At 63.3% G+C, this 21641-nt stretch carries 21 protein-coding genes; 15 read left to right on the top strand and 6 right to left on the bottom strand.

Annotated elements, in window-relative coordinates:
* The first annotated feature begins 15 nt into the window (after positions 1–15).
* Entirely contained in the window at positions 16–390 is a 375-nt protein-coding gene (locus ABV518_RS09395; protein ID WP_367766707.1) for a DoxX family protein, read from the top strand.
* Between the two features lie 52 nt (positions 391–442).
* Here the strand turns inward: ABV518_RS09395 and ABV518_RS09390 are convergent, their stop codons facing one another.
* On the bottom strand, positions 443–1333 hold the full coding sequence (locus ABV518_RS09390; RefSeq protein ID WP_367766706.1) for a GlxA family transcriptional regulator: 891 nt from the start codon (positions 1331–1333) through the stop codon (positions 443–445).
* On the opposite strand from ABV518_RS09390, the gene ABV518_RS09385 reads away from it, so the two are divergent.
* The 5 genes from ABV518_RS09385 (at position 1264) to katG (ending at position 6621) form a co-directional block, all read left to right on the top strand.
* Positions 1264–1755 (top strand): isochorismatase family protein, encoded by a 492-nt coding sequence (locus tag ABV518_RS09385; RefSeq protein ID WP_367767063.1) that lies wholly within the window; start codon positions 1264–1266, stop codon positions 1753–1755. The two genes, ABV518_RS09390 and ABV518_RS09385, sit on opposite strands and share 70 nt — an antisense overlap.
* Before the next feature lie 117 nt (positions 1756–1872).
* Positions 1873–2229 carry a multidrug efflux SMR transporter gene (locus ABV518_RS09380; protein ID WP_367766705.1) on the top strand — a complete coding sequence of 119 codons (357 nt, stop codon included), beginning with the start codon at positions 1873–1875 and terminating at the stop codon, positions 2227–2229.
* The gene (locus tag ABV518_RS09375) at positions 2226–2546 is read left to right on the top strand and encodes a multidrug efflux SMR transporter (RefSeq protein ID WP_367766704.1); all 321 of its coding nucleotides are present in this window, start codon (positions 2226–2228) and stop codon (positions 2544–2546) included. The genes ABV518_RS09380 and ABV518_RS09375 overlap by 4 nt, the downstream gene beginning before the upstream one ends.
* 236 nt (positions 2547–2782) lie before the next feature.
* A complete protein-coding gene (locus tag ABV518_RS09370; protein WP_367766702.1) occupies positions 2783–4141 on the top strand; it encodes an MFS transporter in 1359 nt (452 codons plus the stop codon).
* 188 nt (positions 4142–4329) lie between these two features.
* On the top strand, positions 4330–6621 hold the full coding sequence (gene katG / locus ABV518_RS09365; RefSeq protein ID WP_367766700.1) for a catalase/peroxidase HPI: 2292 nt from the start codon (positions 4330–4332) through the stop codon (positions 6619–6621).
* Positions 6622–6693: 72 nt separating this feature from the next.
* On the opposite strand, the gene ABV518_RS09360 is transcribed toward katG, so the two are convergent.
* The 3 genes from ABV518_RS09360 to ABV518_RS09350 form a co-directional block, all read right to left on the bottom strand.
* On the bottom strand, positions 6694–7362 hold the full coding sequence (locus ABV518_RS09360; RefSeq protein ID WP_367766699.1) for a class F sortase: 669 nt from the start codon (positions 7360–7362) through the stop codon (positions 6694–6696).
* A gap of 4 nt (positions 7363–7366) precedes the next feature.
* Positions 7367–8455, bottom strand: coding sequence for an ice-binding family protein (locus ABV518_RS09355; protein ID WP_367766697.1), 1089 nt, complete (start codon positions 8453–8455; stop codon positions 7367–7369).
* 371 nt (positions 8456–8826) lie between these two features.
* A complete protein-coding gene (locus tag ABV518_RS09350) occupies positions 8827–9219 on the bottom strand; it encodes a hypothetical protein (protein ID WP_367766696.1) in 393 nt (130 codons plus the stop codon).
* A 149-nt stretch (positions 9220–9368) separates the two neighbouring features.
* Between ABV518_RS09350 and ABV518_RS09345 the strand changes: the two genes are divergently transcribed.
* The 5 genes from ABV518_RS09345 to ABV518_RS09325 are packed head-to-tail and all read left to right on the top strand — an operon-like array spanning position 9369 to position 15106.
* Positions 9369–10805 carry a glycoside hydrolase gene (locus tag ABV518_RS09345; protein ID WP_367766695.1) on the top strand — a complete coding sequence of 479 codons (1437 nt, stop codon included), beginning with the start codon at positions 9369–9371 and terminating at the stop codon, positions 10803–10805.
* 39 nt (positions 10806–10844) lie between these two features.
* A complete protein-coding gene (locus ABV518_RS09340) occupies positions 10845–12176 on the top strand; it encodes an ABC transporter substrate-binding protein (RefSeq protein WP_367766694.1) in 1332 nt (443 codons plus the stop codon).
* A gap of 43 nt (positions 12177–12219) precedes the next feature.
* Positions 12220–13101, top strand: a complete 882-nt coding sequence (locus ABV518_RS09335; protein WP_367766693.1) for a carbohydrate ABC transporter permease — start codon at positions 12220–12222, stop codon at positions 13099–13101.
* Complete coding sequence (locus tag ABV518_RS09330; protein ID WP_367766692.1) at positions 13098–14003, top strand: carbohydrate ABC transporter permease; 906 nt, start codon at positions 13098–13100, stop codon at positions 14001–14003. Before ABV518_RS09335 ends, ABV518_RS09330 begins: the two co-directional genes overlap by 4 nt.
* Before the next feature lie 29 nt (positions 14004–14032).
* Positions 14033–15106 (top strand): LacI family DNA-binding transcriptional regulator, encoded by a 1074-nt coding sequence (locus ABV518_RS09325; RefSeq protein ID WP_367766691.1) that lies wholly within the window; start codon positions 14033–14035, stop codon positions 15104–15106.
* A gap of 1189 nt (positions 15107–16295) precedes the next feature.
* Here the strand turns inward: ABV518_RS09325 and ABV518_RS09320 are convergent.
* Positions 16296–16970 (bottom strand): haloacid dehalogenase type II, encoded by a 675-nt coding sequence (locus tag ABV518_RS09320; RefSeq protein WP_367766690.1) that lies wholly within the window; start codon positions 16968–16970, stop codon positions 16296–16298.
* Between the two features lie 232 nt (positions 16971–17202).
* Here ABV518_RS09320 and ABV518_RS09315 point away from each other — a divergent pair, with 232 nt between their 5' ends.
* Genes ABV518_RS09315 through ABV518_RS09305 form a run of 3 tightly spaced genes read left to right on the top strand, consistent with a single transcriptional unit; the run spans position 17203 to position 19807 of the window.
* Positions 17203–17358 (top strand): hypothetical protein, encoded by a 156-nt coding sequence (locus ABV518_RS09315; protein ID WP_367766689.1) that lies wholly within the window; start codon positions 17203–17205, stop codon positions 17356–17358.
* Positions 17359–17360: 2 nt separating this feature from the next.
* Positions 17361–18440, top strand: coding sequence for a phosphotransferase (locus ABV518_RS09310; RefSeq protein ID WP_367766688.1), 1080 nt, complete (start codon positions 17361–17363; stop codon positions 18438–18440).
* Positions 18441–18451: 11 nt separating this feature from the next.
* On the top strand, positions 18452–19807 hold the full coding sequence (locus tag ABV518_RS09305) for an aspartate aminotransferase family protein (protein ID WP_367766687.1): 1356 nt from the start codon (positions 18452–18454) through the stop codon (positions 19805–19807).
* A gap of 78 nt (positions 19808–19885) precedes the next feature.
* Here the strand turns inward: ABV518_RS09305 and ABV518_RS09300 are convergent, their stop codons facing one another.
* Positions 19886–20563, bottom strand: coding sequence for a GntR family transcriptional regulator (locus tag ABV518_RS09300; RefSeq protein WP_367766686.1), 678 nt, complete (start codon positions 20561–20563; stop codon positions 19886–19888).
* Positions 20564–20745: 182 nt separating this feature from the next.
* On the opposite strand from ABV518_RS09300, the gene ABV518_RS09295 reads away from it, so the two are divergent.
* Positions 20746–21144 carry an acylphosphatase gene (locus tag ABV518_RS09295; protein WP_367766685.1) on the top strand — a complete coding sequence of 133 codons (399 nt, stop codon included), beginning with the start codon at positions 20746–20748 and terminating at the stop codon, positions 21142–21144.
* The last annotated feature ends 497 nt before the right edge of the window (positions 21145–21641 follow it).

Raw genomic sequence — 21641 nt, 5'->3', positions numbered from 1 at the left:
CCCCGAAGGACACCCATGAACATCACCCTCTGGATCATCGCAGCGCTTCTTGGCCTGCTTTTCCTTGCCGCCGGAACCATGAAAATCACGCAGCCCAAGGCAAAGCTGGCCGCCGGCGGCCAGGGGTGGGTTGAAGGCTTCTCCGACGGAGCCGTCAAGGGCATCGGAGGCCTTGAGCTCCTCGCGGCGCTGGGGTTAATCCTCCCCGGGCTCCTGAACATCGCTACGTTCCTGGTTCCCTTGGCCGCTGCCGGGCTGTTCCTGCTAATGGCCGGAGCGGCCGTCACCCACGCCCGGCGGGGCGAAAAAACCAACGTCATCGTCAACGCAATCCTGGGTTTCCTTGCCGCCGGTGTAGCCATCGCCCGATTCGGACCGTACGGCTTCTGATCCCGAACCGCCGCCGCCAGCCGCTGGCATGACGGCCTGAGCGCGCAGCCCGTTATCCAACCCGCGCATCAAAGCGGCGACGGTATTCCGTGGGCGTCGTGGCGAAGGCGTCCGCGAAGTTCTGGCGCAGGGTGACAGCATTGCCGAATCGGCAGTCGGCGGAGACCTGGTCGATCGACAGGTCAGTGGTCTCGAGGAGCCGCCGCGCTGCATCGAGGCGGCGCGCGCGGATCCAGGCTGCCGGCGTCGTACCTGTTGCGGCCCGGAAGGACCGCACGAAGGTGCGGCGGCTCAGATGGGCTTGCGCCGCGAGCCGGTCGATGGTGAGGGGTTCACCCAGACGGCCCAGTGCCCATTCGAGCAGCCGCGAGATGGGGTCATCCATGGCGCGGTGCGGAACCGGCCGGTCGATGTACTGTGCCTGGCCGCCGTCCCGGTGGGGAGCAATGACCAGGCTGCGTGCCACCTTATTCGCCGCATCCGCCCCCAGCCGAGAACGCACCACGTGCAGGCAGGCGTCCAGGGCAGAAGCAGTGCCGGCCGATGTCATGACGTCGCCGTGGTCGATGTACAGCACAGACTGGTCCAGCGGGACATCAGGGTGCCGCACCGCCAGGGAATCAAACGCCTGCCAATGCGTAACGGCCCGGCGCCCCGCGAGCAGCCCAGCGTCCGCCACCGGGATCGCGCCCAGGCACAGTCCCAGAATCGGCACGCCCCGGGCGTGCGCCCCTTGGAGCACCTGCCGCAGCGCATCAGTGAGCATGCGACCGTCGTCGAACCATGAGGGCACCACCACGATGTCAGCCTTTTCCGCTGCGTCGGGCCCCTTCATCTCGCCCAGCCGGTAGCCCTCAGCAGTTGTGATCCCGCCTGCCTGGTCCGAGAAGAGGTCCGTCTCCCACCCGGCAAGGCCCTGGCGGGCCACCTCGTCAAACACCATACCCGCCGCACCAGGAATCGCTCCCCATGATCGCCCGTGCAGTGGACGCTGCCACCGCCGCCGGCATTCCCATCGCCGTGATCCAGCACTCCGCCGGCGTTGGTGCGCCGGTCTTTGCGCCCGGCACGCCGGAGTTCGACCTTCACCCGGTGATCGAAGGCCGAAAAACGGGCGCCTGGAAGTCAGTCGTCAAACAGTACGGGTCCGTGTACGCCGGCACGGACCTCGCCGCCTGGCTGTGGAAGCACGACGTCGACACGGTCACCCTGATGGGCTACATGACCAACAACTGCGTGCTCGCCTCAGCCGTGGAGGCAGATACTGCTGCCTGGACCGAGGCACTGGTCAGCCGGCAGGCGCTGACAAGGAGTGACCTCGGCAGCTCCGCGGTGGCCCGCTCCCAGCTCGTCTCCCAGACGTAGCTACCGGCTCCGGCTTCCCACCTGTCTTCATTGGGTGGGAAGCCTGGGAACACCGGCAGCACTCGCGCCGTTGCACACACGGGGACCAAGCCCCGACGAATTTCAAGGACTGTTTACATGAAGTGGATTCTTCTCGCCGGCGCGATCCTGAGTGAGGTGACGGCGTCCCTCTCATTGAAAGCGGCCCTTGATAATCCTGCTTTCTTCATCGTTGTTGTCATCGGTTATTCCGCCTCCTTCATTTTCCTCGCCGGGGTCCTCCGCAAAGGCCTCGGCCTGGGGGTCGCCTACGGCATTTGGGCTGCTCTGGGCGTAACCCTCACGGTGCTGCTGGCGGCCCTCATCTTCGGCGAAGCGCTCACCCCTGTCATGCTGATCGGAGTCGCCATGGTCATCGGCGGAGTGCTCTGCGTTGAACTCGGGTCACACAAAGACCCGGCGAAAGAACCGGCCAAAGAAATGGTCGGCTCATGATGTGGCTGCTGCTCGCGGCAGCCATCCTCACTGAGGTGACCGCCACCCTGTTCCTGCGTGTCGCATCCACCGGTAGGCGACGTTGGTACATACCTGTCGGCGTCGGGTACTTCCTGGCCTTCACGCTGCTCACACTGACCCTGGACCAGGGAATGAGCCTCGGCGTTGCCTACGGCATCTGGGCCGCGGCCGGCGTCGCCCTGACCGCCCTTGCCAGCCGTGTCTTCTTCAAGGAGACCATCACCCCCGTCATGATGCTCGGGCTTGGCCTCATCATCGGCGGCGTTCTGCTCATCGAGCTTGGTGCCGTCCACTAGGCACGAAGGCCCCCGCCAGCAGCTGTGGTCGTGCCTGGCAGCCTCCCAGGCGCCGCTCGTAGGGGCCCGGTGCGCGCACCGTGACGCTTTGACGTAACAGGCATCACGTTCTATTCTTTATGAAACGATTCAAGGGAAAGGGCTTTCCTAGCTCTCGAACCAGTCACGGTCACGCTGACCATCCGGAACAGAACAGCTCCGGTTCCTTGCCGATGACGACGAAGGAATACATCGAAATGAGCACCACCCGCGGGACCACCCGCCCAATCCCCGAAGCCCACAGCGGACGCCGGGACCCGAAGAAGGCCGCGATGAGCGGCTGGATCGGAAGCGCGCTTGAGTACTACGATTTCGCGCTGTACTCACTGGCCGCAACGCTCATCTTCCCGGCCATCTTCTTCCCGACAGAGAACCCGACAGTGGCGATCATCGCCTCGCTCGCGACGTATGCCGTGGGGTACGTCTCCCGTCCGATTGGCGCTGTGGTCCTGGGCGCGTACGGCGACAGGCACGGCCGCAAGCAAGTCCTCGTATTTGCCATGCTGCTGATGGGCTTCGCCACCTTCGCCGTGGGACTCCTGCCCACATACGGCCAGGTGGGCATCCTGGCACCGGTCCTGCTGGTGATCCTCCGTCTGATCCAGGGGTTCGCAGTGGCAGGCGAGCTCGGCGGGGCCAGCGCAATGATCGTGGAGCACTCTCCCGATGCCAGGCGCGGCTTCTTTGCAAGCTTCAGCCTGCAGGGCACGCAGGTCGGATCGATCCTGGCCACCGCCGTCCTGCTTCCACTCTCCGCCCTTCTCCCGGCCGACCAGTTCCAGGCGTGGGGCTGGCGGATCCCGTTCCTGCTCAGCGCCTTCGTGATCCTGGCCGGCTACTTCATTCGCCGTCGTGTGCAGGAGCCGCCCGCCTATCTGGCGCAGTCCGAACCGGGCAAGGCCAAGCCCCGGTTCCCGCTCGTTGACCTCCTGCGCTCCTACCCGTGGGTCCTGGTCCGCTGTGTACTGATGACCTTCACCAACGTCATTGGCATGGCGACGCTCATCTTTGGTGTGTCTTATGCGACCCAGAAGGGCTACGGCATTGGCTTCTCCAGCAGCGAATTCCTCTGGGTGACCCTCGTGGCCAACATTGCGGCCGTTGCGACCATCCCCTTGTTCGGCGGCCTGTCCGACAAAATCGGCCGGCGCATGCTGATGGTGGCCGGCGGCATCGGCGGCGGCCTGCTGGCAGGCGGATACCTGTGGGCCATCGAGCAAAAGAGCCTCGCACTGGTCTTCGTGTGCATCGTGGTTGTGCAGGGCATCTTCTTCCAGATGTGGAACGCCACCTTCGCCACGTTCTTCCAGGAGCAGTTCCCCATGCGGATCCGGGTGACGGGGTTCGCGGTGTCGCAGAACCTGGGCCTCATGATCGCTTCGTTCTTCCCGAGCATCTTCACCGCGGTGGCTCCTCCCGGGACGGCGAACGTTCCCCTCGTCATAGGGCTGACCACCTTCGGCATCTGTGTCGTCGCGGCCCTGGCTGCCCTCCTGTCCCCCGACACCAGGGGCAAGTCGCTCGAGGACCTCGAAGCCGGTCGGGCGGATAGGTAACTTCCCGGTTTCGTGACAACTCAATAAGGACAGGACGGCCCGCTGGTGCACACCAGCGGGCCGTCCTGCCCTTTGGCTTGGCGACCTTATGATTGCCCCTCCCCCGCGGGGCCCTTAAGTGGTCAAATGGGAAGGTTAGACCGGTTGCCCGAGTCCGACCGCGGCCTCGGCCATAGGGAAGGAAGCACATGACCGATCGCCAGGAACAACCCCCGGTCCCCACCCCCGGAAGCGCCGATGCTCCGGACCCCGGCGCCGAGGGTGAGTACCCCGTTGCCCCAGACAGCGCAACCGCCCACGGCAGCGACAGTGAAAACCCTGCGATCGACGCGCCGCAGCCCAAGGCGCACCGGCCGCGGACCATCGCGGACTGGTGGCCCAACCAGCTGAACCTCTCCGTACTCCACGCCCACCACCCGGCGGGCAATCCCCTCGGCCCCACTTACAGCTACCGGGAGGAGTTCCAAAAGCTCGACGTCGAAGCACTGAAACAGGACATCACGCAGGTCCTGACCACCTCCCAAGACTGGTGGCCCGCGGACTTCGGCCACTACGGCGGCCTGATGATCCGGCTGAGCTGGCATGCCGCCGGCACTTACCGCGTCCACGATGGCCGCGGTGGTGCAGGGGACGGCAGCCAGCGGTTCGCGCCGCTGAACAGCTGGCCTGACAACGCCAACCTCGACAAGGCCCGAAGGCTTCTGTGGCCGGTGAAGCAGAAGTACGGCCAGAAGCTCTCCTGGGCAGACCTTCTGGTCCTCGCAGGCAACGTGGCCCTCGAGTCGATGGGTTTCAAGACCTTTGGCTTCGCGTTCGGCCGCGAGGACGTATGGGAGCCCGAGGAGATTTTCTGGGGGTCTGAAGATGCCTGGATGGGCGACGGACGCTACGTCGACGAAAGCCATATGGCCGAGGGCGTGGGCGCAACGGAGATGGGCCTGATCTACGTCAACCCCGAGGGGCCGAAGGGCAACCCGGACCCGGCTGCTGCCGCGGCCTTCATCCGCGAGACCTTCAAACGCATGGCCATGAACGACGAGGAGACCGTTGCACTGATCGCCGGCGGCCACACCTTCGGCAAGACCCACGGCGCCGGCAATGCCGATGCCGTTGGCCCCGAGCCTGAGGGCGCCAACATCGAGAACCAGGGCCTGGGCTGGCTCAGCACGCACGGGACCGGCAAGGGACAGGACACGATCACCTCCGGCCTCGAAGTCACCTGGACCGACAAGCCGACGCAATGGAGCAACCGCTTCTTCGAGATCCTGTTCGCGCACGAGTGGGAGCTCACCCAGAGCCCCGCCGGCGCCAAGCAATGGGTAGCCAAGGACGCAGAGGAGATCATCCCGGACGCCCACAACCCGGAGAAGAAGCACCGGCCCACGATGCTCACCACCGATCTGTCGCTGCGCGTCGACCCGACCTACGGGAAGATCTCGCGGCGCTTCCTGGAGAACCCGGACGAGTTCGCACTCGCGTTCGCCAAGGCCTGGTACAAACTGCTGCACCGCGACATGGGCCCGGTCAGCCCCAACCTGCTGGGGCCATGGGTCCCGGAACCGCAACTCTGGCAGGACCCCATCCCCGCCGTCGACCACCAGCTGATCGATGAACAGGACATCGCATCCCTCAAGGCCAGCCTCCTGGACTCCGGCCTGTCCGTCACACAGCTCGCCAGCACGGCGTGGGCGGCGGCCTCCACGTTCCGCAAGACGGACAAGCGCGGCGGCGCCAACGGGGCACGGATCCGGCTGGAACCGCAGCGCGGCTGGGAGATCAACGAGCCCGAGAAATTGGCGACTGCGCTTAAGGCCATCGAAGCCGTACAGGAGCAGTTCAACTCCGGCGAGGACGGGGGCAAGAAGGTCTCCCTCGCTGACCTGATCGTCCTCGGCGGCTGCGCGGCGGTGGAGAAGGCCGCGCAGGACGCCGGCTTCGCCGTCACCGTGCCGTTCCGGCCCGGCCGCACCGACGCCGCCCAGGACCAGACCGACGTCGAGTCCTTCCAGTATCTGCAGCCGCGGGCGGATGGGTTCCGCAATTATGTGCGCCCGGGTCTGAAGGTCCAGCCGGAGACTCTCCTGCTGGACAAGGCGTACATGCTGGACCTGTCCGCGCCGGAGATGACAGCGCTCATGGGAGGCCTGCGTGCCCTTGGCGCCAACACCGGCGGATCCGCCCACGGCGTCCTCACCAACAGGCCCCAGGTCCTGACGAATGACTTCTTCGTCAACCTGCTCTCCCCCGGCACGCGGTGGAAGGCGTCAGAGGCGGAGGAGAACGTCTACGAGATCAGGGACGTCTCCACCGACGAGCTGAAGTGGACCGCCACGCCGGTGGATCTGGTCTTTGGCTCCAACTCACAGCTCCGGGCGCTGGCCGAGGTCTATGCCAGCGACGACGCCAGGGAAAAGTTCGTCAACGACTTCGTGGCGGCCTGGGTGAAGGTGATGGAGCTTGACCGCTTCGACCTGAACTGACGGACCGCATCGAACCAGCCCGTCCGGGCCGGCTGCAGACGCAGCCGGCCCGCCGTCGGACGCGCGTAGCCGCTATTGGGCAGGCAGAGGGCTGGCCTGGACGATGATGTTTTTGCCCCACAGGTCTTCCGTGAAGCAGGTGATGAGGATGAGGCGGCCCGGCACCTTGTCCCAGATGGAGCTGTCCTTCAGGGTGTCCTTGTACTCCGTGGTGATCCGGTCGATCGTGTAGTGGAGCGGCCCTTCAGCCGTAGTGACGGTCAGCTGGTCACCGGGCTGTGACAGGGAACTGATGTTGTTGAACGGGGACGCCTGCCCTTCCCAGCTGTGCCCCACGATGTAGGTGGTGTTAGTGGACCCCGCACCGGGGACGCCGTACGGGGCCAGCCAGTAGGCGTCCGCGGTGTGCGGAGGAACGATGGAGCCTACGTTCTTTTCCTCCTCTGTGGGGGACAGCGGCAGCACGGCTTGATCCATCCCCACGGCCGCGTAGGTGATATGCAGCGGCGGTGAGCCCGTCTTCGTGACGGCCGGACTGGCCGCAGGTGCGGGCGCCGCCGACACGGCCGCCGGAGCTGACGCGGGCAGAGCCGTTGGCAGCGCCCGCGGGACCACTGCCTGCGACGATCCCCAACCCACGAGGAGCACGGCCACCAATGCCGCACCGGCGAGGGAACGGACGACGGCGGCCGGGACACGGGCGCGGCGGTGCCGGCCCCTTTGAGCAGATCCCCGCCGCAATCCCCTACTCCTGACTGCTCCGACGCCTGCTGGCTGCTGACCTGGCGGCAAACACTATCGCCGTGGTCAGCGCAAGACCGGCCACGACGGCGCCGAGTGCTGCCGGGCCATCGTTTGACAGTCCCGTCGCCGTGTCAACGTTGGTGCCCTGGTTCCTGCCCACGCCGCCCGTGTCGGCCAGTGGAACTGCCGAGGCGGGAGCGGTGGATTCAGTGCCGTTGGCCCGCGTTGTAACGCTGGCAGTTGTAGTCGGCGAAGCGCTTTCCGTCGTTGCTGCAGGCGTCGTGGAGGTGTCGGTCGCCGTCGAGGTTGTGGTCTCAGTTGTGGTCGCTGTCGTGGTCGCTGTCGTGGTCGTCGTCGCAGTGGTGGTCGCCGTCGCAGTCCCAGTGGCGGGGGGCGATGTGCTCGGCGTTGTGGCGCACGATGGGGTGGTAAAGACGTTCGTGTCCAGGGATACCTGCCCGTTGCGGGCCAGGGCCCGCCCTTCTACCGTTGCGCTGGTCTGGACAGTTATCGACGTCAGGGCAAGGATGGTCCCCTTGAACCTTGAAGCGGTACCCAGAGTAGCTGAGCTGCCCACCTGCCAGAACACGTTGCAGGCCTGGGCGCTGTTGGTCAGGATGATGCTGCTGGCTGAAGCAGTGATGAGGGTCGAAGCAGCCTGGAAGACAAACACGGAGTTGGGATTGCCTTGGCCGTCCAAAGTCAGCTGCCCGCTGAGCGCCAACGACGACGTGGACCCGTAGACACCCTCCGTCAGGGTCCGGCCCACCAAGTCTCCTGACACGCTGGTGGTAACGGGCTGACCTGCGGCGTTGTTGTAGGCAATGGTCACGTCGGACTGAGCCTGGAGGGACACCGCATCTGCTGCGTGAGTAGCCCCCGCTGAAACGCCCGGCGGGAACCCCGTAATCGCGCTGCCGGGACTCACGCCAAGGTCGCCCTGCAGGGTTGTGAGGCCGGTGTTGGTCACCGTTGTGCCAGCGAGCACCGAGTAGGTGGCTGCGGTACCCAAACCAACCGGGGTGGCCGCGAATGCCGGCGACTGCTGCCAAACCAAGGCCACAGCCAGAAGAAGTACACCTGATGCCACGCCCGCTGTTGCTGCACTTCGGCGGCGCGATGCCCCCGAAGTGGACGTATGTGACCCATGATGAGCAGAGCTGTGTTGCATGGCAGTTCCTTCCCCCAATAGGGCAAACGCCCCAAGACACTGCCCAACAAATTTGTAAGGGAGCTTACTAGCGGACTGTACGCCCGAAATTGCGCCCGACCTAGGGCCTGCGACCGCGCGAATCAGGCGTTCCTGGGAGCGATTGGGCGCCCGCCGACGTCGAAATTCCTATCGTGGCAGGTCAGGGTCCAGTGGAGCCGTTCCGGCCGCATTCCGACGCCTCAATACTCGCTGAAGAATTAATCAATTATTTGGATAAATTTCGGAGGGTTCAGCAACTTACGCCGTCATCAATGATGTTCCGACGGACTCGCTGCTGCCGTTCGCTGCAGACCGACGGCCGGGTGCCGCAGATGCGACAGCATCGCGGCGAGCGCGGCGGGGATCAGGAAGAGCCCGGGCAGCCACCCCCAGCCATCCTCAAACTGCAGGGCAAGGCCGCCGACCACCACCGCCGGCAGAGCCGTGAGGACCTTTACCCAGAGCGCTCCGCCCCGCAGCCAGACCCAAACAGCGGCGCAGGCAAACCCGAGGGCTCCGAGCAGCACAAGCCGGTGCCCCACTGGATACGTGGGCGGCTCAACGAGGAAGGTGAAGGTGTCGGCCAGCCCGCAGGCCATGGTAGCGGCGGCCACCAGAACCAGCAGCGCCCACAGCCCTTCGCTCCACCGGATCGGGTACATGCGTCGAGGCTAGCTGATCTGGGCCCCAGCCCGCCGAGCGCACCTTCCAGGTCGTCGGCAAGAAAGTTTGCTAAAACGCTTGATCAGGTGATTCAGCACACTTATGCTGAAGGTGATTAAACGCTTTAGCAGATGGGACATCAAGGCCGATGAATCGCTCAGTATTCTTCAAACCCGCCGACGGCTGGGTGGGAGACCTCATCCCTTTCGAGAAGGACGGGGAGTTCTGGCTCTTCTACCTGCACGAGGTCCGCGCAGACCCGAAGCCGGGAACCTCCTGGAATCTGGTGACCACCAAGGACCTCACGCAGTTTGAGGACCAGGGCGTTTCCCTCCAGCACGGAAGTGAAACGGACTTGGACTTCAATGCCTACACGGGCAGCGTCGTCGTCGACGAGACCGGCATCCACCGGTTGTTCTACACGGGTCAAAACCCGCGCAACCTCGGACCGGATGGCGCGCCGCTCCAACTCGTGATGCAAGCCACGAGCACCGATGGCATGCAGACGTGGGTGAAACATCCGGAGCTCACCTTCGGTGCCCCGGACGGCTATGAGTCCGGTGACTGGCGTGACCCCTTCGTCTTCCGCGACGAGACCGCAGGCCAGTGGCGGATGCTTCTGGCGGCGCGGCACTCCGCGGGACCCGAACGCCGTCGTGGTGTCATTGCCCAGTGCGTCTCAAGCGACCTGGTGACCTGGCAGCACACTGAACCGTTCTGGGATCCGCGGCGCTACATCACCCACGAATGCCCGGACGTCTTCGCGTGGGGCGACTGGTGGTACATGGTTTACTCAGAGTTCTCCGAATCATTCACGACCCGCTACCGGATGGCCAAGAGCCCCGACGGCCCCTGGACGGTGCCAAACCTGGACTCGGTGGACGGCCGCGCCTTCTACGCCTCCAAGACCGCTGAGCGCGACGGACGCCGCTTCTTCTTCGGCTGGATCGCCAGCAAGGAAGGCAACGCCGACGACGGGCCGTGGCAGTGGGCCGGCACGATGTCCGTCCTGGAAGCCCGGCAGAACCCGGACGGAACGCTGGGATTCGGCTTCGCCGACGAACTCGTGGACAGCTTTTGGGACGACGTCCCCGTATCGCTGTCAAACGGCTTGCCCGCACGGCTGGAAGCACCGGACGGGTACACCGCCACCGTCTCCGACGAAGTGCTGCCCGCCCAGTTCTTCGCCACGGCGGTCCTGGACATCGAACCAAACACCGTCGAATGCGGGCTGTTGCTGCGCTCAAGCCAGGACGGGGACCAGTCCTACGTTCTGCGCCTGGAGCCGAAGCGCGGCCGCATGGTGTTCGACCGGTGGCCTCGGGAAGTCACCGGTGACGCGCAATGGCATGTCTCCGGCGACATTCCGTTCGAGATTGAACTGGAACGCCCCTGCGACCTGGCTCCCGGCAAGCACACCCTCGAAGTCGTCGTCGAAGGCGACCTGTGCGTGGCCGTCCTGGACCGGCAGGTTGCCCTCAGCACCAGGATCTACGACCTGCCCGCGGGACGGATCGGCGTCTTCACCGGGGAGGGGACCGCGACCCTCACCGACCTTCAGATACGCAAACGCACAGACAACTGAACACCCACCCCGCTTTCACCCTAATCAAAGGAGATTTTCATGAAGAAGCTATTCACAGCCGCCGTGGCTGCGGCCGCGGCCATCGCCCTCGCAGGATGCGGCGGCGGCGGAACCACCGACCCGGCCAACGTCAGTCCCACCGGAGAGGTCAAGCCGCGGGAAATCTCGTGGCTGCTGTCCCGGCCGGCCGACGGCGCCGTCATCAACATCATGAAGAAGCTGGCCGACGACTACGCCAAGGACCACCCCGGCTTCGCGCTCAACCTGATCACCACCCCGGACCGGCCCTCGTACATCCAGAAACTGGAGACCCTCGCGGCTGCGAACAAGCTTCCCGAGCTCTTCGACACCGATGCCACCCCCTTCGCCCAGCAACTGGCGAAGCAGGGCAAAATGGTCGACGCCGAAAAGCTGCTCAAGTCCCTGGACGTCTATGACGACTACCGGCCCAGCGCCCTGGACTACCAGCGCTTCGACGACGGGTCGCTGCACATGATTCCGTTCCAGTTTGAGCTGGAGTTCATCTGGTACAACAAGGCCCTGCTGCAGAAGGCCGGCGTCTCCGCCCCGAAGTCCCTCGATGACATCCCCGCCATGTGCACCGCCCTGCGCAATGCCGGCATCACGCCCATCGCCATCGACGGCCAGGACCAGTGGCCCCTAGAGCGGTATGTCGCCTACCAGCCGTTCCGCGAAGCCGGGCCGGAGTTCATCCAGAAGCTCAAGAAGGGCGAAGCCAAATTTAGTGACCCGGCCGGCCAGAAGACCGTCGAATGGCTGGCTTCGCTGGGCAAGGCCGAGTGCTTCCAGGACGGCTTCTCCTCACAGGGCTACTCCGATGCGCAGAACCAGTTCACGTCAGGCCAGGCCGCGATGTACAACATCGGCACCTGGGAGCTGCCCAGCCTGGCAACGGACAAACTGAATCCTGCGGTACGGGACGACATCGACTTCTTCACCCTGCCAACCACGGACGGATCCGTCACGGCGGCAAACGAGTTCGTCTCGCCGTCGGGCATTGGCATGGCCGTGAACGCGAAGACATACGACCCGCTCGTCAGCGACTTCCTGAAGTTTGCGCTGTCGAAGTACCCGTCCGAGTACGCGGCCACCGGCGCCCTGTCGCCGACCACCAACGTGGAGACCGCCGTCCCGGCCAACGCCACCCCGCTGTACAAGAAGGCCCTGGACATGGCCAACGACCTCGGCGACAAGCAGGCCATGCCGTGGGACACCCAGCTCGACCCGACCACCAACGGCAGGCTGCAGCAGGAGCTTGTGCTCCTCGTCCAGGGCAACATCACGCCCGAACAGTTCACCGGCACGATGGACAGCACCATCGCGCAGAACGCCCCGAAGTTCTTCAAGTAATCACAGCGGTGGGGGCTCCGGCCCCCACCCGAAAGGCCCAGCCATGCTTCCCAACAGGTCACGACTCTCAGTCCTGGTCTTCCTGCTCCCGCCCCTGCTGCTGTACGGCATCGCCGTCCTGTTCCCAATCATGCAGTCGCTGTTCCTGAGCTTCTTCTCCTGGAACGGCATCAGCGACATGGAGTTCGTGGGGCTCGCCAACTACGTACGGATGCTCACCGGAGACGACATCTTCTGGCGCTCGTTCTTCAACGCCCTCGGCTATCTCGCCATCTGCCTGGTCCTCCAGCTTGGCGGCGCCCTGCTCGTGGCAAGCCTCCTCACCTCCATGCGGCGCGGCCGCGAGCTGATCAAAACCCTCTACCTGCTGCCGGCGGTGATCTCCACCGTGGCCATCGCGTTCCTCTTCGTGCGGATCTACTCGATCGAACCGGTGAGTCTCCTCAACCAGCTCCTGCACTGGATCGGCCTCGGCGCCCTCGAACGGCCCTGGCTCTCTGACATCAACACCGTGCTCGCCGCGGTATCGGCCCCCGAGGGATGGCGGTTCACAGGGCTCTACATGCTCATCATCTACGCGGCACTGCTGTCCGTCCCGCAGGAACTTGAGGAAGCCGCCCGCCTGGACGGCGCGTCCCGGTGGCAACTGTTCACCAAGATCCGCTTCCCGCACATCATGCCTGTCTGGATCACCACCACGATCATGGCGACAACGTACGGCCTGCGCGGGTTCGACATCCCGTACCTCATGACCAACGGCGGCCCCGGACAGTCATCCGAGCTGCTGACCACCTACATGTACAAGACCGCATTCACCAGCACCGACTTCGGCTACGCCAGTACCATCGCCGTCTTCATCGTCATCGAGTGCCTGGTCGCCGTCGGACTCATCCTCTTCATGCTCAAACGAAAGGCGGACGCATGACCGCGCCAGCAGCTCCAGTTACCCGGCCCGTCACCGCACCATCCGAGGACCTGCCGCCGGTCCGCAGACGGCGGCCGACCAGTTTCCACGGGACGCTGTCGAGGGTGATCATTGCCCTCATCGTCATCGTGCAGGTCTACCCTCTGGCGTGGCTGTTCATCACCAGCCTGCGCACCGAACATGACTTCGCGACCGGCGACCCGTTCGCCCTCCCCAAGGCGATCACGTTCGAGAACTACGCCCGCGCCTTCGAGACCGGCAACCTCGGAATGAACATCCTCAACAGTTTCATCGTCACCATGGGCGCCAACCTCCTGATTGTGCTCCTGGGCATGATGGCCGCCTACGCCCTGCAGGTCCTCGGCTTCCGGTTCAGCAAGATCGTCCGCAGCATATTCCTGATCGGCATCATCGTGCCCGTGCAGATCGCACTCGTACCGCTCTTCATCGATTACGCGAGTATCAACCTGCTCGACACCTACCCGTCGATGATCATTCCGCTGGCCGGTTTCGCCCTGCCGATGTCGATTTATCTGTTCTCGTCATTCTTTGAGTACATCCCCCGGGAAACGTATGAGGCTGCATCGCTCGACGGGGCAGGGCCGTACCGGATCTTCGGACTGATCACCCTCCCCCTCTCCGTCAACACCGTCGTGACAGTCGTGCTGGTCAACAGCATTTTCATCTGGAACGACTTCATCTTCGCCAACACCTTCGTCCTCTCCGAGGAACTGAAGACCATCCCGCTGGGCCTGCAGAACTACATCGGCGCGATGGGGAAAACGGACTGGACAGCCACGTTTGCTGCCGTCTGCGTCACGATCACGCCCCTGCTCCTGGTCTTCCTCGTGCTCAACAAGGCAATGATCCAGGGCCTGGAAAGCGGGGCGACCAAGGGATGACAGGCCGATATACTCCTGACGGAGGGCAGATGATTTCGCAGGAGAATGCTTCGGGTACGCCATCGGCGGCTGCCCCGCAACAAACCCGGCGCGCCCAGCCCGTCACCCTGCGGCAGGTAGCCGAAGCGGCCGGGGTATCCACGGCCACTGTTTCACTGGTCGTGAACAAGAAGAAGACCGCCCGGATTTCCGACGAGACCCGCAAGCGGGTCCACGACGCGATCCGGGACCTGGGTTACCGGCCCAACGCCATGGCCCAAAACCTCGTCAGCGGCAGTTCCCGGTTCATTGGACTGGTCGCCGACGCCATTGCTACCACCCCGTTCGCCGGCCAGATCATCCACGGCGCCCAGGATGAAGCCTGGAAGCACGGATACGCCCTCCTCATCGCCAACACCGAAGGCAACCGTGAGCTCGAGACGGACGCCATTGCCATGATGCTCGAGTACAAGGTCCGCGGCATCCTCTACTCGACCTGGTTCCACCGCGCCACGGACGTTCCGGACTCGCTCCGGGAATCTGACTTCGTCCTGGTCAACTGCTTTGCCGAAGAACCCGGCGCCCGGGCTGTCGTTCCGGACGAAGTCCAGGGTGGCCGCTCGGCCACAGAGGTGCTGCTGAAGCACGGCCACCGCCGGATCGCCTTCATCAATGCCACCATCCCCGCCCCGGCGAAGGACGGACGGCTCCAGGGCTACAGGGAAGCGCTCGATGCTGAGGGAATCCCCTTTGACGAAGGCCTGGTCCTGGAGGCCTATCCGGACCAGGAAGGCGGGTACGGAGCGACCGAGGCGCTGCTCAAACTCGACGTCACAGCCGTTTATTGCTACAACGACCGAATGGCAATGGGACTGTACGACGGGCTGCGCGAGCAAGGCCTCTCGATCCCGGACGACATCGCCGTGGTGGGGTTCGACAACCAGGAAGTCATCGCCGCCCACCTCCGACCTCCGCTTTCCACAGTGTCCCTCCCCCACTACGAACTCGGCGCGGCGGGAGTAAGAATGCTGCTGGGCCTTGACGAAGCGCAGGGCCATGGCCCCGAAAAGATCTACTGCCCCACTGTGGAACGGAACTCCGTCCGGGCACTGGCACCCGCGTAGCCGCACCCAGGAACTGGCCAGAGCCGCCGACCGATGAGCCGTCACCGGACGCCTCGATGCCGTCCACCTTCGTCAGGATGGCGCGGCCGGCATACTTTGGCCGCCGCGCCATCGGAGGCGGGGCCTTGCCGTCTCTACCCTTCCGCGAATTCCGCGACCACAGCGCCCTCATCCGATTCCAGCCAGTCAGCAACTGCACCGGCAAGGGATGAATCCAAGGGCGGACACCAGACCAACGGCATCACCGAGACCTGGCGGTTTCTCACAAACCTCGCAACACCGACGGAAAGTGGTGTTGATTCATGCGCAGTTCGACGCGCCGATCGAGGAAAATGGGGCCTCCGGGCTTGGTTGAGAAGAGGCCCTTGTAGGTTCAGCTCATGAAAGAAGGGCACTCCACCGGGCAGCATGCAAGATTCTTGGGATCAACCCCAACACGGGCCATCGGTGGTTGCATGGCCGCAACGGGGTGGAGGGCTTGGTGCAGCAAGGCTTGGATCCGAGGCCTGGTAAGGCGGTTCCTGCGACAGGTGGGTCCAGCCGCCGTCCACAATCAGCAGCGAGTTAGCCCGGAATCGTCCCGATTCACGTCGCTATCCTCCGTTCCGCGCCCAAAAAATGGCACAGAAGAGAAGGCCGAGGCCAAGCTTGCCGGCGACGACGAGCTGCGGGATTATGTTGTGGAGTGCCTGTCAAAGCGGTGGAGCCCTCAGCAGGTCTGCCGGGCCGTGCTTCCAACGGGGCTGCTCGGCTGCTGCGATCGGGTAAGTTCAGCCGGCGGCCGCGGTCCGGGACCAAGGTGAAGCACGCCCATACATTGCTGATGCGCTGAAGATAGGTGACCGCCCAGCCCACATCGCTACCAGGGAAGAAGCAGGCCATTGAGGCCCTAGGAGTCCTGCCGGCCACGTTGCAGAGGACCGTGACGTGTGACCGTGGCTCCGAGATGGCCAAGCACGCCGCTTTGCTTCCCTCCAAACCGTTGCTGCACTTCAGACTAAGGCGGTTTCCGATGGCACTGAAAACACGGTTTCGCTGCCCACAGCAGGGGGCAATTCAATAGGGTTATCCACCGCTACGGCGACCGGGGAGCTACCCCGCCGGCCCCCAATTCCAGCCGTGGAAAACTCGAATTGACCCCAACCGTGGACAGCGGAGGACAGGCTGGAGCTTCCTGTTGATGAGTCCTTTAGAGACCGAGGTGCTTGTTAATCTCGTCCAGGGACTTAGCGGTGTTGAGGTCGTAGCCCGGGCCAATGGGGTCATAGCCACGGTCCAGCATCCAGAGGTTCCGGAAGCCCATGTCGTGCATCGGGTGCATGTCGTAGCGGGTGTGCGAGGACACGTGCAGGAAGTCCTCCGGCTTCGCGTTCAGGGTGTCCAGCATGTACTCGAAAGCCTGGTAGCGAGGCTTGTAGGCCTGGGCCTGCTCAGCGGTGAAGACGGCGTGGAAGTCAGCGCCGAGCTTGGGAATGCTGATGTCCAGGAAGCTGGTGTCCGCGTTGGACAGAGCCACGAGCTTGTAGTTGTCGCCCATGAGCTTCAGCGGAGCCGGCACGTCCTCGTGCGCAACCCAGCCGCGGACAGCCTCGGCGAATTCTGCGCCGGCGCCTTCGGTGGGCCCAATGCCCCAGCGCTTGCACACGCGGTCAAAGGAATCCTGGAGGATCTGCTCGTAGGGCTTGTAGTCGCCAAGGACTTCGTCGAACCGGTAGCCGCGGAACTGCTTCTTGAAGGTCGGCCACTGCTCTTCAGAGATGCGGCCATCAAGCAGGCGGCGCGTGGTGGGGTCAATGTCGAAGTTGATGAGAGTGCCGTAGATATCAAAAGAGATGTACTTCGGCCGGAAGTTCGTGTCTGCCATGATTCGTCCGTTCGTTGGGAATTTGCATTTGAGCTGCCCTTGCTGGGGCGGGAGTGCGCGAACTGCCGAGTTCCGTAAGTTTCTGGAACTCCAAACTGCCATCAGCACTATATGCCCTACTGTAGAACACTTTGTAGTCAAACTCCACCAAAACTGCTATGGTGTTCTAATGTAGAACACTTTGGTGCAAGATGTTCTGTCGCGTCCCTTTTTCCAGCAAGGAGATTCCGTTGTGACCATTGCTAGTAACAGCCCGTCGCGGCTGATCATGGAGGTTTTCAGAGCCATTTCGCCGTCCGTTGCCTTCAGGAAACAACAGGTCGAGCGCTCAGAGGGAATGCCCGGCTACCAAGAGGCGAAGTATCTCTCCGCCGGCCTTGAGGAGTGAACGTGCTTAAGGACTGCGGCTTCGTTGACGCAGCGGCCCTATCTTCCGGCCTGGCTGTTGTCCACGAAGCCATCACCCCTGAGACCGCATCGGAAGCCCTGCTCACGCACTACGACATTCGCGGCGACCTCAAACGGATCCCGACCGAGAAGGACGACACGTTCCACCTCACGACAGTCGGCGGTGAATACCTGGTCAAGATTTCTGCTCCCGGCGAGGCCGCTGGGGTCGTGAACCTTCAGTCGAGCGCGATGACCTTCGCAGCGGACCGAGCGCCCGGGCTGCCCGTACAAACGCTCATCGGTAATAGGTTCGGGAAACTTGAGACCCGGTTAGCCGATCCGACGTCGGGTACCCTGCGCATTTTGCGCGTGATGAAGTACATGCGAGGAGACCTTCTCAAAGGCGAGGATCCGTCGAGCGCCCAACTTCGGCAAGTGGGCAAGACCCTGGCACGCCTGGACAAGGCACTCAAGGATTTCTCTCACGATCATGATGATCGTCTGCTCATCTGGGACCTGAAGCATTTCCACCGCCTGAGGGGCCTGCTGGGGCTCCTTGTCGACCCACGCAAGCTGGCGATCGCAGAATCAATATTCGACCACTTCGAGAACGCGGTGGCTCCGCTGATGAATTCACTGCGGTCCCAAGCCCTCCATGGGGATTTCAGTCCGTTCAATGTAGTCGTCAATGCCAACTCTGAGGACTACGTTGTCGGGATCATAGATTTCGGCGACACGGTTCGCAGCCCCGTCATCTTCGACGTCAGCGTCGCCATGGCCAACCAGCTCGGAGTGGACCCCCAGGAGCCATGGAGGCACGCCCTTGACGTACTCGCCGGCTATCGCAGTGAGTACCCGCTCGAACCGAATGAAGCGGCGCTGCTCTCTATCGCTGCACCGGCAAGGCTGCTGCTCCGGGCACTCCTCGCAGAGTGGCGCGCCTCCAACTCCCCAGACAGCCGTGACTATCTGCTTTCCCACTCCGCCGGCGATTGGGAGCGACTGTACGCTGCCATGGCTGTTCCCTCAGACCTGGTCCGATCCGCCATCCACAACGACACTTTTTCGCCCTCCCACTGAAAGGACTGGATATGGCTGCACATACGAAGATCAAGCCTTCCCAACCCATGGTCAACGGCTTTGATGGAGCCGAGATGAACTCGCTACCGGCGCGTACACAAGATCAGATCAGACGCCGCGAGGACCTTCTGGGACCCGGATACCGCCTCTTCTATAAGAACCCAGTTGAGATCGTCCGGGGACAAGGAACGTTGCTGTTTGATGCGGATGGTAATGACTACCTTGACGTCTACAACAATGTCGCGAGCGTCGGCCACTGCCATCCCCGGGTCGTTGATGCTGTCAGTCGCCAGCTTGCAACCCTCAACACCAACACACGCTACCTACAGGAATCGATCCTGACGTACTCGCGTGATCTCCTCGATACGCTGCCGAGGGAGCTTGCTCATGTGATGTTCACCTGCACAGGTTCGGAAGCCAATGACCTGGCGATGAGAGTCGCCCGGTACGCCACCGGCAACAAGGGCGTAATCGTCACCTCGGGTGCTTACCACGGCTTAACCGCGGATGTTTCCTCCTTCTCGCCCTCGCTTGGTGTCGGGGTGCCGCTGGGGCATAACGTACGCATGATCACAGCCCCTGACAACCTCAGGTTCGGTAGCGGTCAAGGAATCGTCGAGCACCTCCGCCAGGAGGTGCGGGCAGCCATCGCCGATCTCGCTCGCCATGGCATCGGTGTGGCCGCGTTCATCGCCGATTCGATTTTCTCCTCCGACGGCATCTTTAGTGACCCGGCAGGCTTTCTGCGGCCGATCATCGAGGAGGTCCACGCGGCCGGCGGCCTTTACATCGCGGACGAGGTCCAGCCCGGATTCGGCCGTACGGGCGATGCCTGGTGGGGATTCCAGCGCCACGGCATCGTTCCCGACATCATGACCACCGGCAAGCCCATGGGCAATGGCATCCCGGTTGCCGCCGCCGTCTTCCGACCTGAGCTTCTCGAAGAGTTCGGACGTAACATCCGCTACTTCAACACCTACGGCGGCAACTCGGTCTCCATCGCAGCCGCACAGGCGACCCTGGATGTGATGAGGGACGAGGACCTGATGGGCAACGCCCGCCGCGTCGGGGAGTACATGCTTGAGAACATCCGCACACTGTCGGCCCGCTACGAGCAGGTCGCCGAAGTCCGTGGGGCGGGTCTCTTCATCGGCGTCGACATCGTCAATGACCGAACCAGCAATGTTCCCGACGGTGACTCCGCCTTGGCCATCGTCAACGCCATGCGCGACAGGCGCGTGCTCATCTCAGCTTCTGGGTCCGAGGGAAATACCCTCAAGGTGCGCCCCCCGCTTCCGTTCTCCATCGCGGACGCTGACCGGCTGCTTGAAAACATGGAGATCGTGATGAAAGCAGTTCTGCGCTAGTTCGAAACCATCGGACTCGGCCGGGATGTGGAGTCGGCGCTGTTGACGGTAGATAGCAAACCTGAAGAAGCGGACGGTCTACGACTTAGTCCGCTTCTTCAGGATCTCTTGGACCGCGTCGCGGTTTTCCTCTATGATCTTTCCCAGGATTTCGCGGGCATGTGCCGGATCCCTAACTGTGAGGGCATCGATAATGGCCCGATGCTCTTCTTCCAGGTCGGTGGTGACCTCGTATTCCCGGTGGCCGATTGATAGCACCAGCAGAAAGTACCGGAGTTCATTCATTAGCTGGGCATAATAACCGTTGAGCCTCTCACTGCCCATCAGCCCGACAATGGCTTGGTGGATGGCAAGGTCCGCCTCAACGATGGTCCGCGCATCATGAGTCTTGAGCGCCTCCAGGAATTGCTCAAACGCCTCGTAAACGGATGACAAATCGGTGGCGTCGTCCACGGACGACACCGCCGCCAGCTCCAGCTGCAGCCGGGCTCTGTAGACATCGATCACGTCAGCATCGACGGGGTTCCAGATCACCAGGCCCTTATTGAAGATGTAGCGCACGAGACCCGTATTCTCCAGCAGGCGGACCGCTTCGCGGACGGTGTTCCTCGACAGGCCAAGATCAGTGGCGATCGCCGCTTCGCGTACCCGCTCTCCAGGCTTCAAGGTGCCGTCCAGAATCATCCGGACCAGCCCGTCTGCCACCTTCTGGCTCACACTCGTCCCAGTGATATCGATGTGATCAGTAAGACGCATACACGAATCGTACAACAGTAGAACATTATTCCAGGCAGAAGAGAGGTCGAGGAGTTAGCCAAATTGAAGACCACCCCAGTCCGGACCGGTTGCCTCGACCGAAAATGGGTGAGTCGACCAGTATTCCCGTTGGTGACGCATTTCCGGCCGCCCAACCAAATCACAATCAGAAAGTTAAGCGAATGCAATACTCAAATGCTTCCCGGGCCGGAACAAACGGCGTAGCTGACGTGCTCAGGGGCGCTATCATTCTGGACCTTGCCACCAACGGAGGGATGATAAACATGCCAGATCAGAACTCCTCCGCTGAGAACGTGCGGCTGACGGCGAGGGTTGAGGGTATCGTCCAGGCGGTAGGTTTCCGGTACTGGACGCAACGGGAGGCTAAGGAACTTGGCCTAATTGGAACGGTGAGCAACAACGACGACGGAAGCGTTGCCGTCGTCGTAGAGGGTCCACAGCACTTCGTGCTGCAGTTTCGGAACTGGCTGAGGTCGGACAGGACGCCAGGGCGGGTGGATAAGGTGGAGGAAACGAGTTCTCCTGCCACCGGGGAATTCAAGGATTTCTGGATCATGTAATGCTCATCTGCGGGTTGGCTCCAGTACCTTACCCCAGGCGCTTGAGCAGACGCTTTCTCCAATTTCCCGCGAACAGGAATGTCAGTCCTGTCGGGACCATCGGCCAAAGATAAACGGGCAACCGAGGCACCCACTCACTTAAGCGAGTAAGGGGTGCTTCTCGTTTATGCGCGCCCGTGGTTTCTCAGGGCGGGCGGTCCGCCGCTGGTGGCCGGCCCGTGCTGGTGGTTGCTGGCTGCGGACCGCTGTTCACGGTCACTTCCGGCGGTGGCTCTCCTGATGCGCAGGGCGAGGGGCCGGCCCTGGGCGGGATCCGTGGGAACCAGGGCAAAGGCATGCTCGCAGGGCTCGCACCCGTTTGGGCGTCCGGTGGCGCGCCCGGCTGTTGGGTCCAGGGCGCACCGTCGCAGAGCTCCGGAGACACTGGCCCTGTTTGTCTACGACGTTCACCACGAGGCCCATCCTCGACCGGTGCCGACACTCCCTTCCCGTAGAAC

It is taken from the genome of Arthrobacter sp. HS15c (genome assembly GCF_040812005.1).
In the GTDB taxonomy this organism is placed as follows: domain Bacteria; phylum Actinomycetota; class Actinomycetes; order Actinomycetales; family Micrococcaceae; genus Arthrobacter.
Note: the sequence above shows the minus strand (reverse complement) of the source record. Positions and strands in the feature narration are given on the sequence as shown.

Bases quoted from the DNA above. Each gene is read 5' to 3' on its own strand.
- ABV518_RS09300 (WP_367766686.1), bottom strand. From the start codon at position 20,563: ATGCGTCTTACTGATCACATCGATATCACTGGGACGAGTGTGAGCCAG.
- ABV518_RS09320 (WP_367766690.1), bottom strand. From the start codon at position 16,970: ATGGCAGACACGAACTTCCGGCCGAAGTACATCTCTTTTGATATCTAC.
- ABV518_RS09380 (WP_367766705.1), top strand. From the start codon at position 1,873: ATGAAGTGGATTCTTCTCGCCGGCGCGATCCTGAGTGAGGTGACGGCG.
- ABV518_RS09295 (WP_367766685.1), top strand. From the start codon at position 20,746: ATGCAATACTCAAATGCTTCCCGGGCCGGAACAAACGGCGTAGCTGAC.
- ABV518_RS09335 (WP_367766693.1), top strand. From the start codon at position 12,220: ATGCTTCCCAACAGGTCACGACTCTCAGTCCTGGTCTTCCTGCTCCCG.
- ABV518_RS09330 (WP_367766692.1), top strand. From the start codon at position 13,098: ATGACCGCGCCAGCAGCTCCAGTTACCCGGCCCGTCACCGCACCATCC.
- ABV518_RS09345 (WP_367766695.1), top strand. From the start codon at position 9,369: ATGAATCGCTCAGTATTCTTCAAACCCGCCGACGGCTGGGTGGGAGAC.
- katG (WP_367766700.1), top strand. From the start codon at position 4,330: ATGACCGATCGCCAGGAACAACCCCCGGTCCCCACCCCCGGAAGCGCC.
- ABV518_RS09370 (WP_367766702.1), top strand. From the start codon at position 2,783: ATGAGCACCACCCGCGGGACCACCCGCCCAATCCCCGAAGCCCACAGC.
- ABV518_RS09390 (WP_367766706.1), bottom strand. From the start codon at position 1,333: ATGGTGTTTGACGAGGTGGCCCGCCAGGGCCTTGCCGGGTGGGAGACG.
- ABV518_RS09395 (WP_367766707.1), top strand. From the start codon at position 16: ATGAACATCACCCTCTGGATCATCGCAGCGCTTCTTGGCCTGCTTTTC.
- ABV518_RS09305 (WP_367766687.1), top strand. From the start codon at position 18,452: ATGGCTGCACATACGAAGATCAAGCCTTCCCAACCCATGGTCAACGGC.
- ABV518_RS09340 (WP_367766694.1), top strand. From the start codon at position 10,845: ATGAAGAAGCTATTCACAGCCGCCGTGGCTGCGGCCGCGGCCATCGCC.
- ABV518_RS09350 (WP_367766696.1), bottom strand. From the start codon at position 9,219: ATGTACCCGATCCGGTGGAGCGAAGGGCTGTGGGCGCTGCTGGTTCTG.
- ABV518_RS09325 (WP_367766691.1), top strand. From the start codon at position 14,033: ATGATTTCGCAGGAGAATGCTTCGGGTACGCCATCGGCGGCTGCCCCG.
- ABV518_RS09375 (WP_367766704.1), top strand. From the start codon at position 2,226: ATGATGTGGCTGCTGCTCGCGGCAGCCATCCTCACTGAGGTGACCGCC.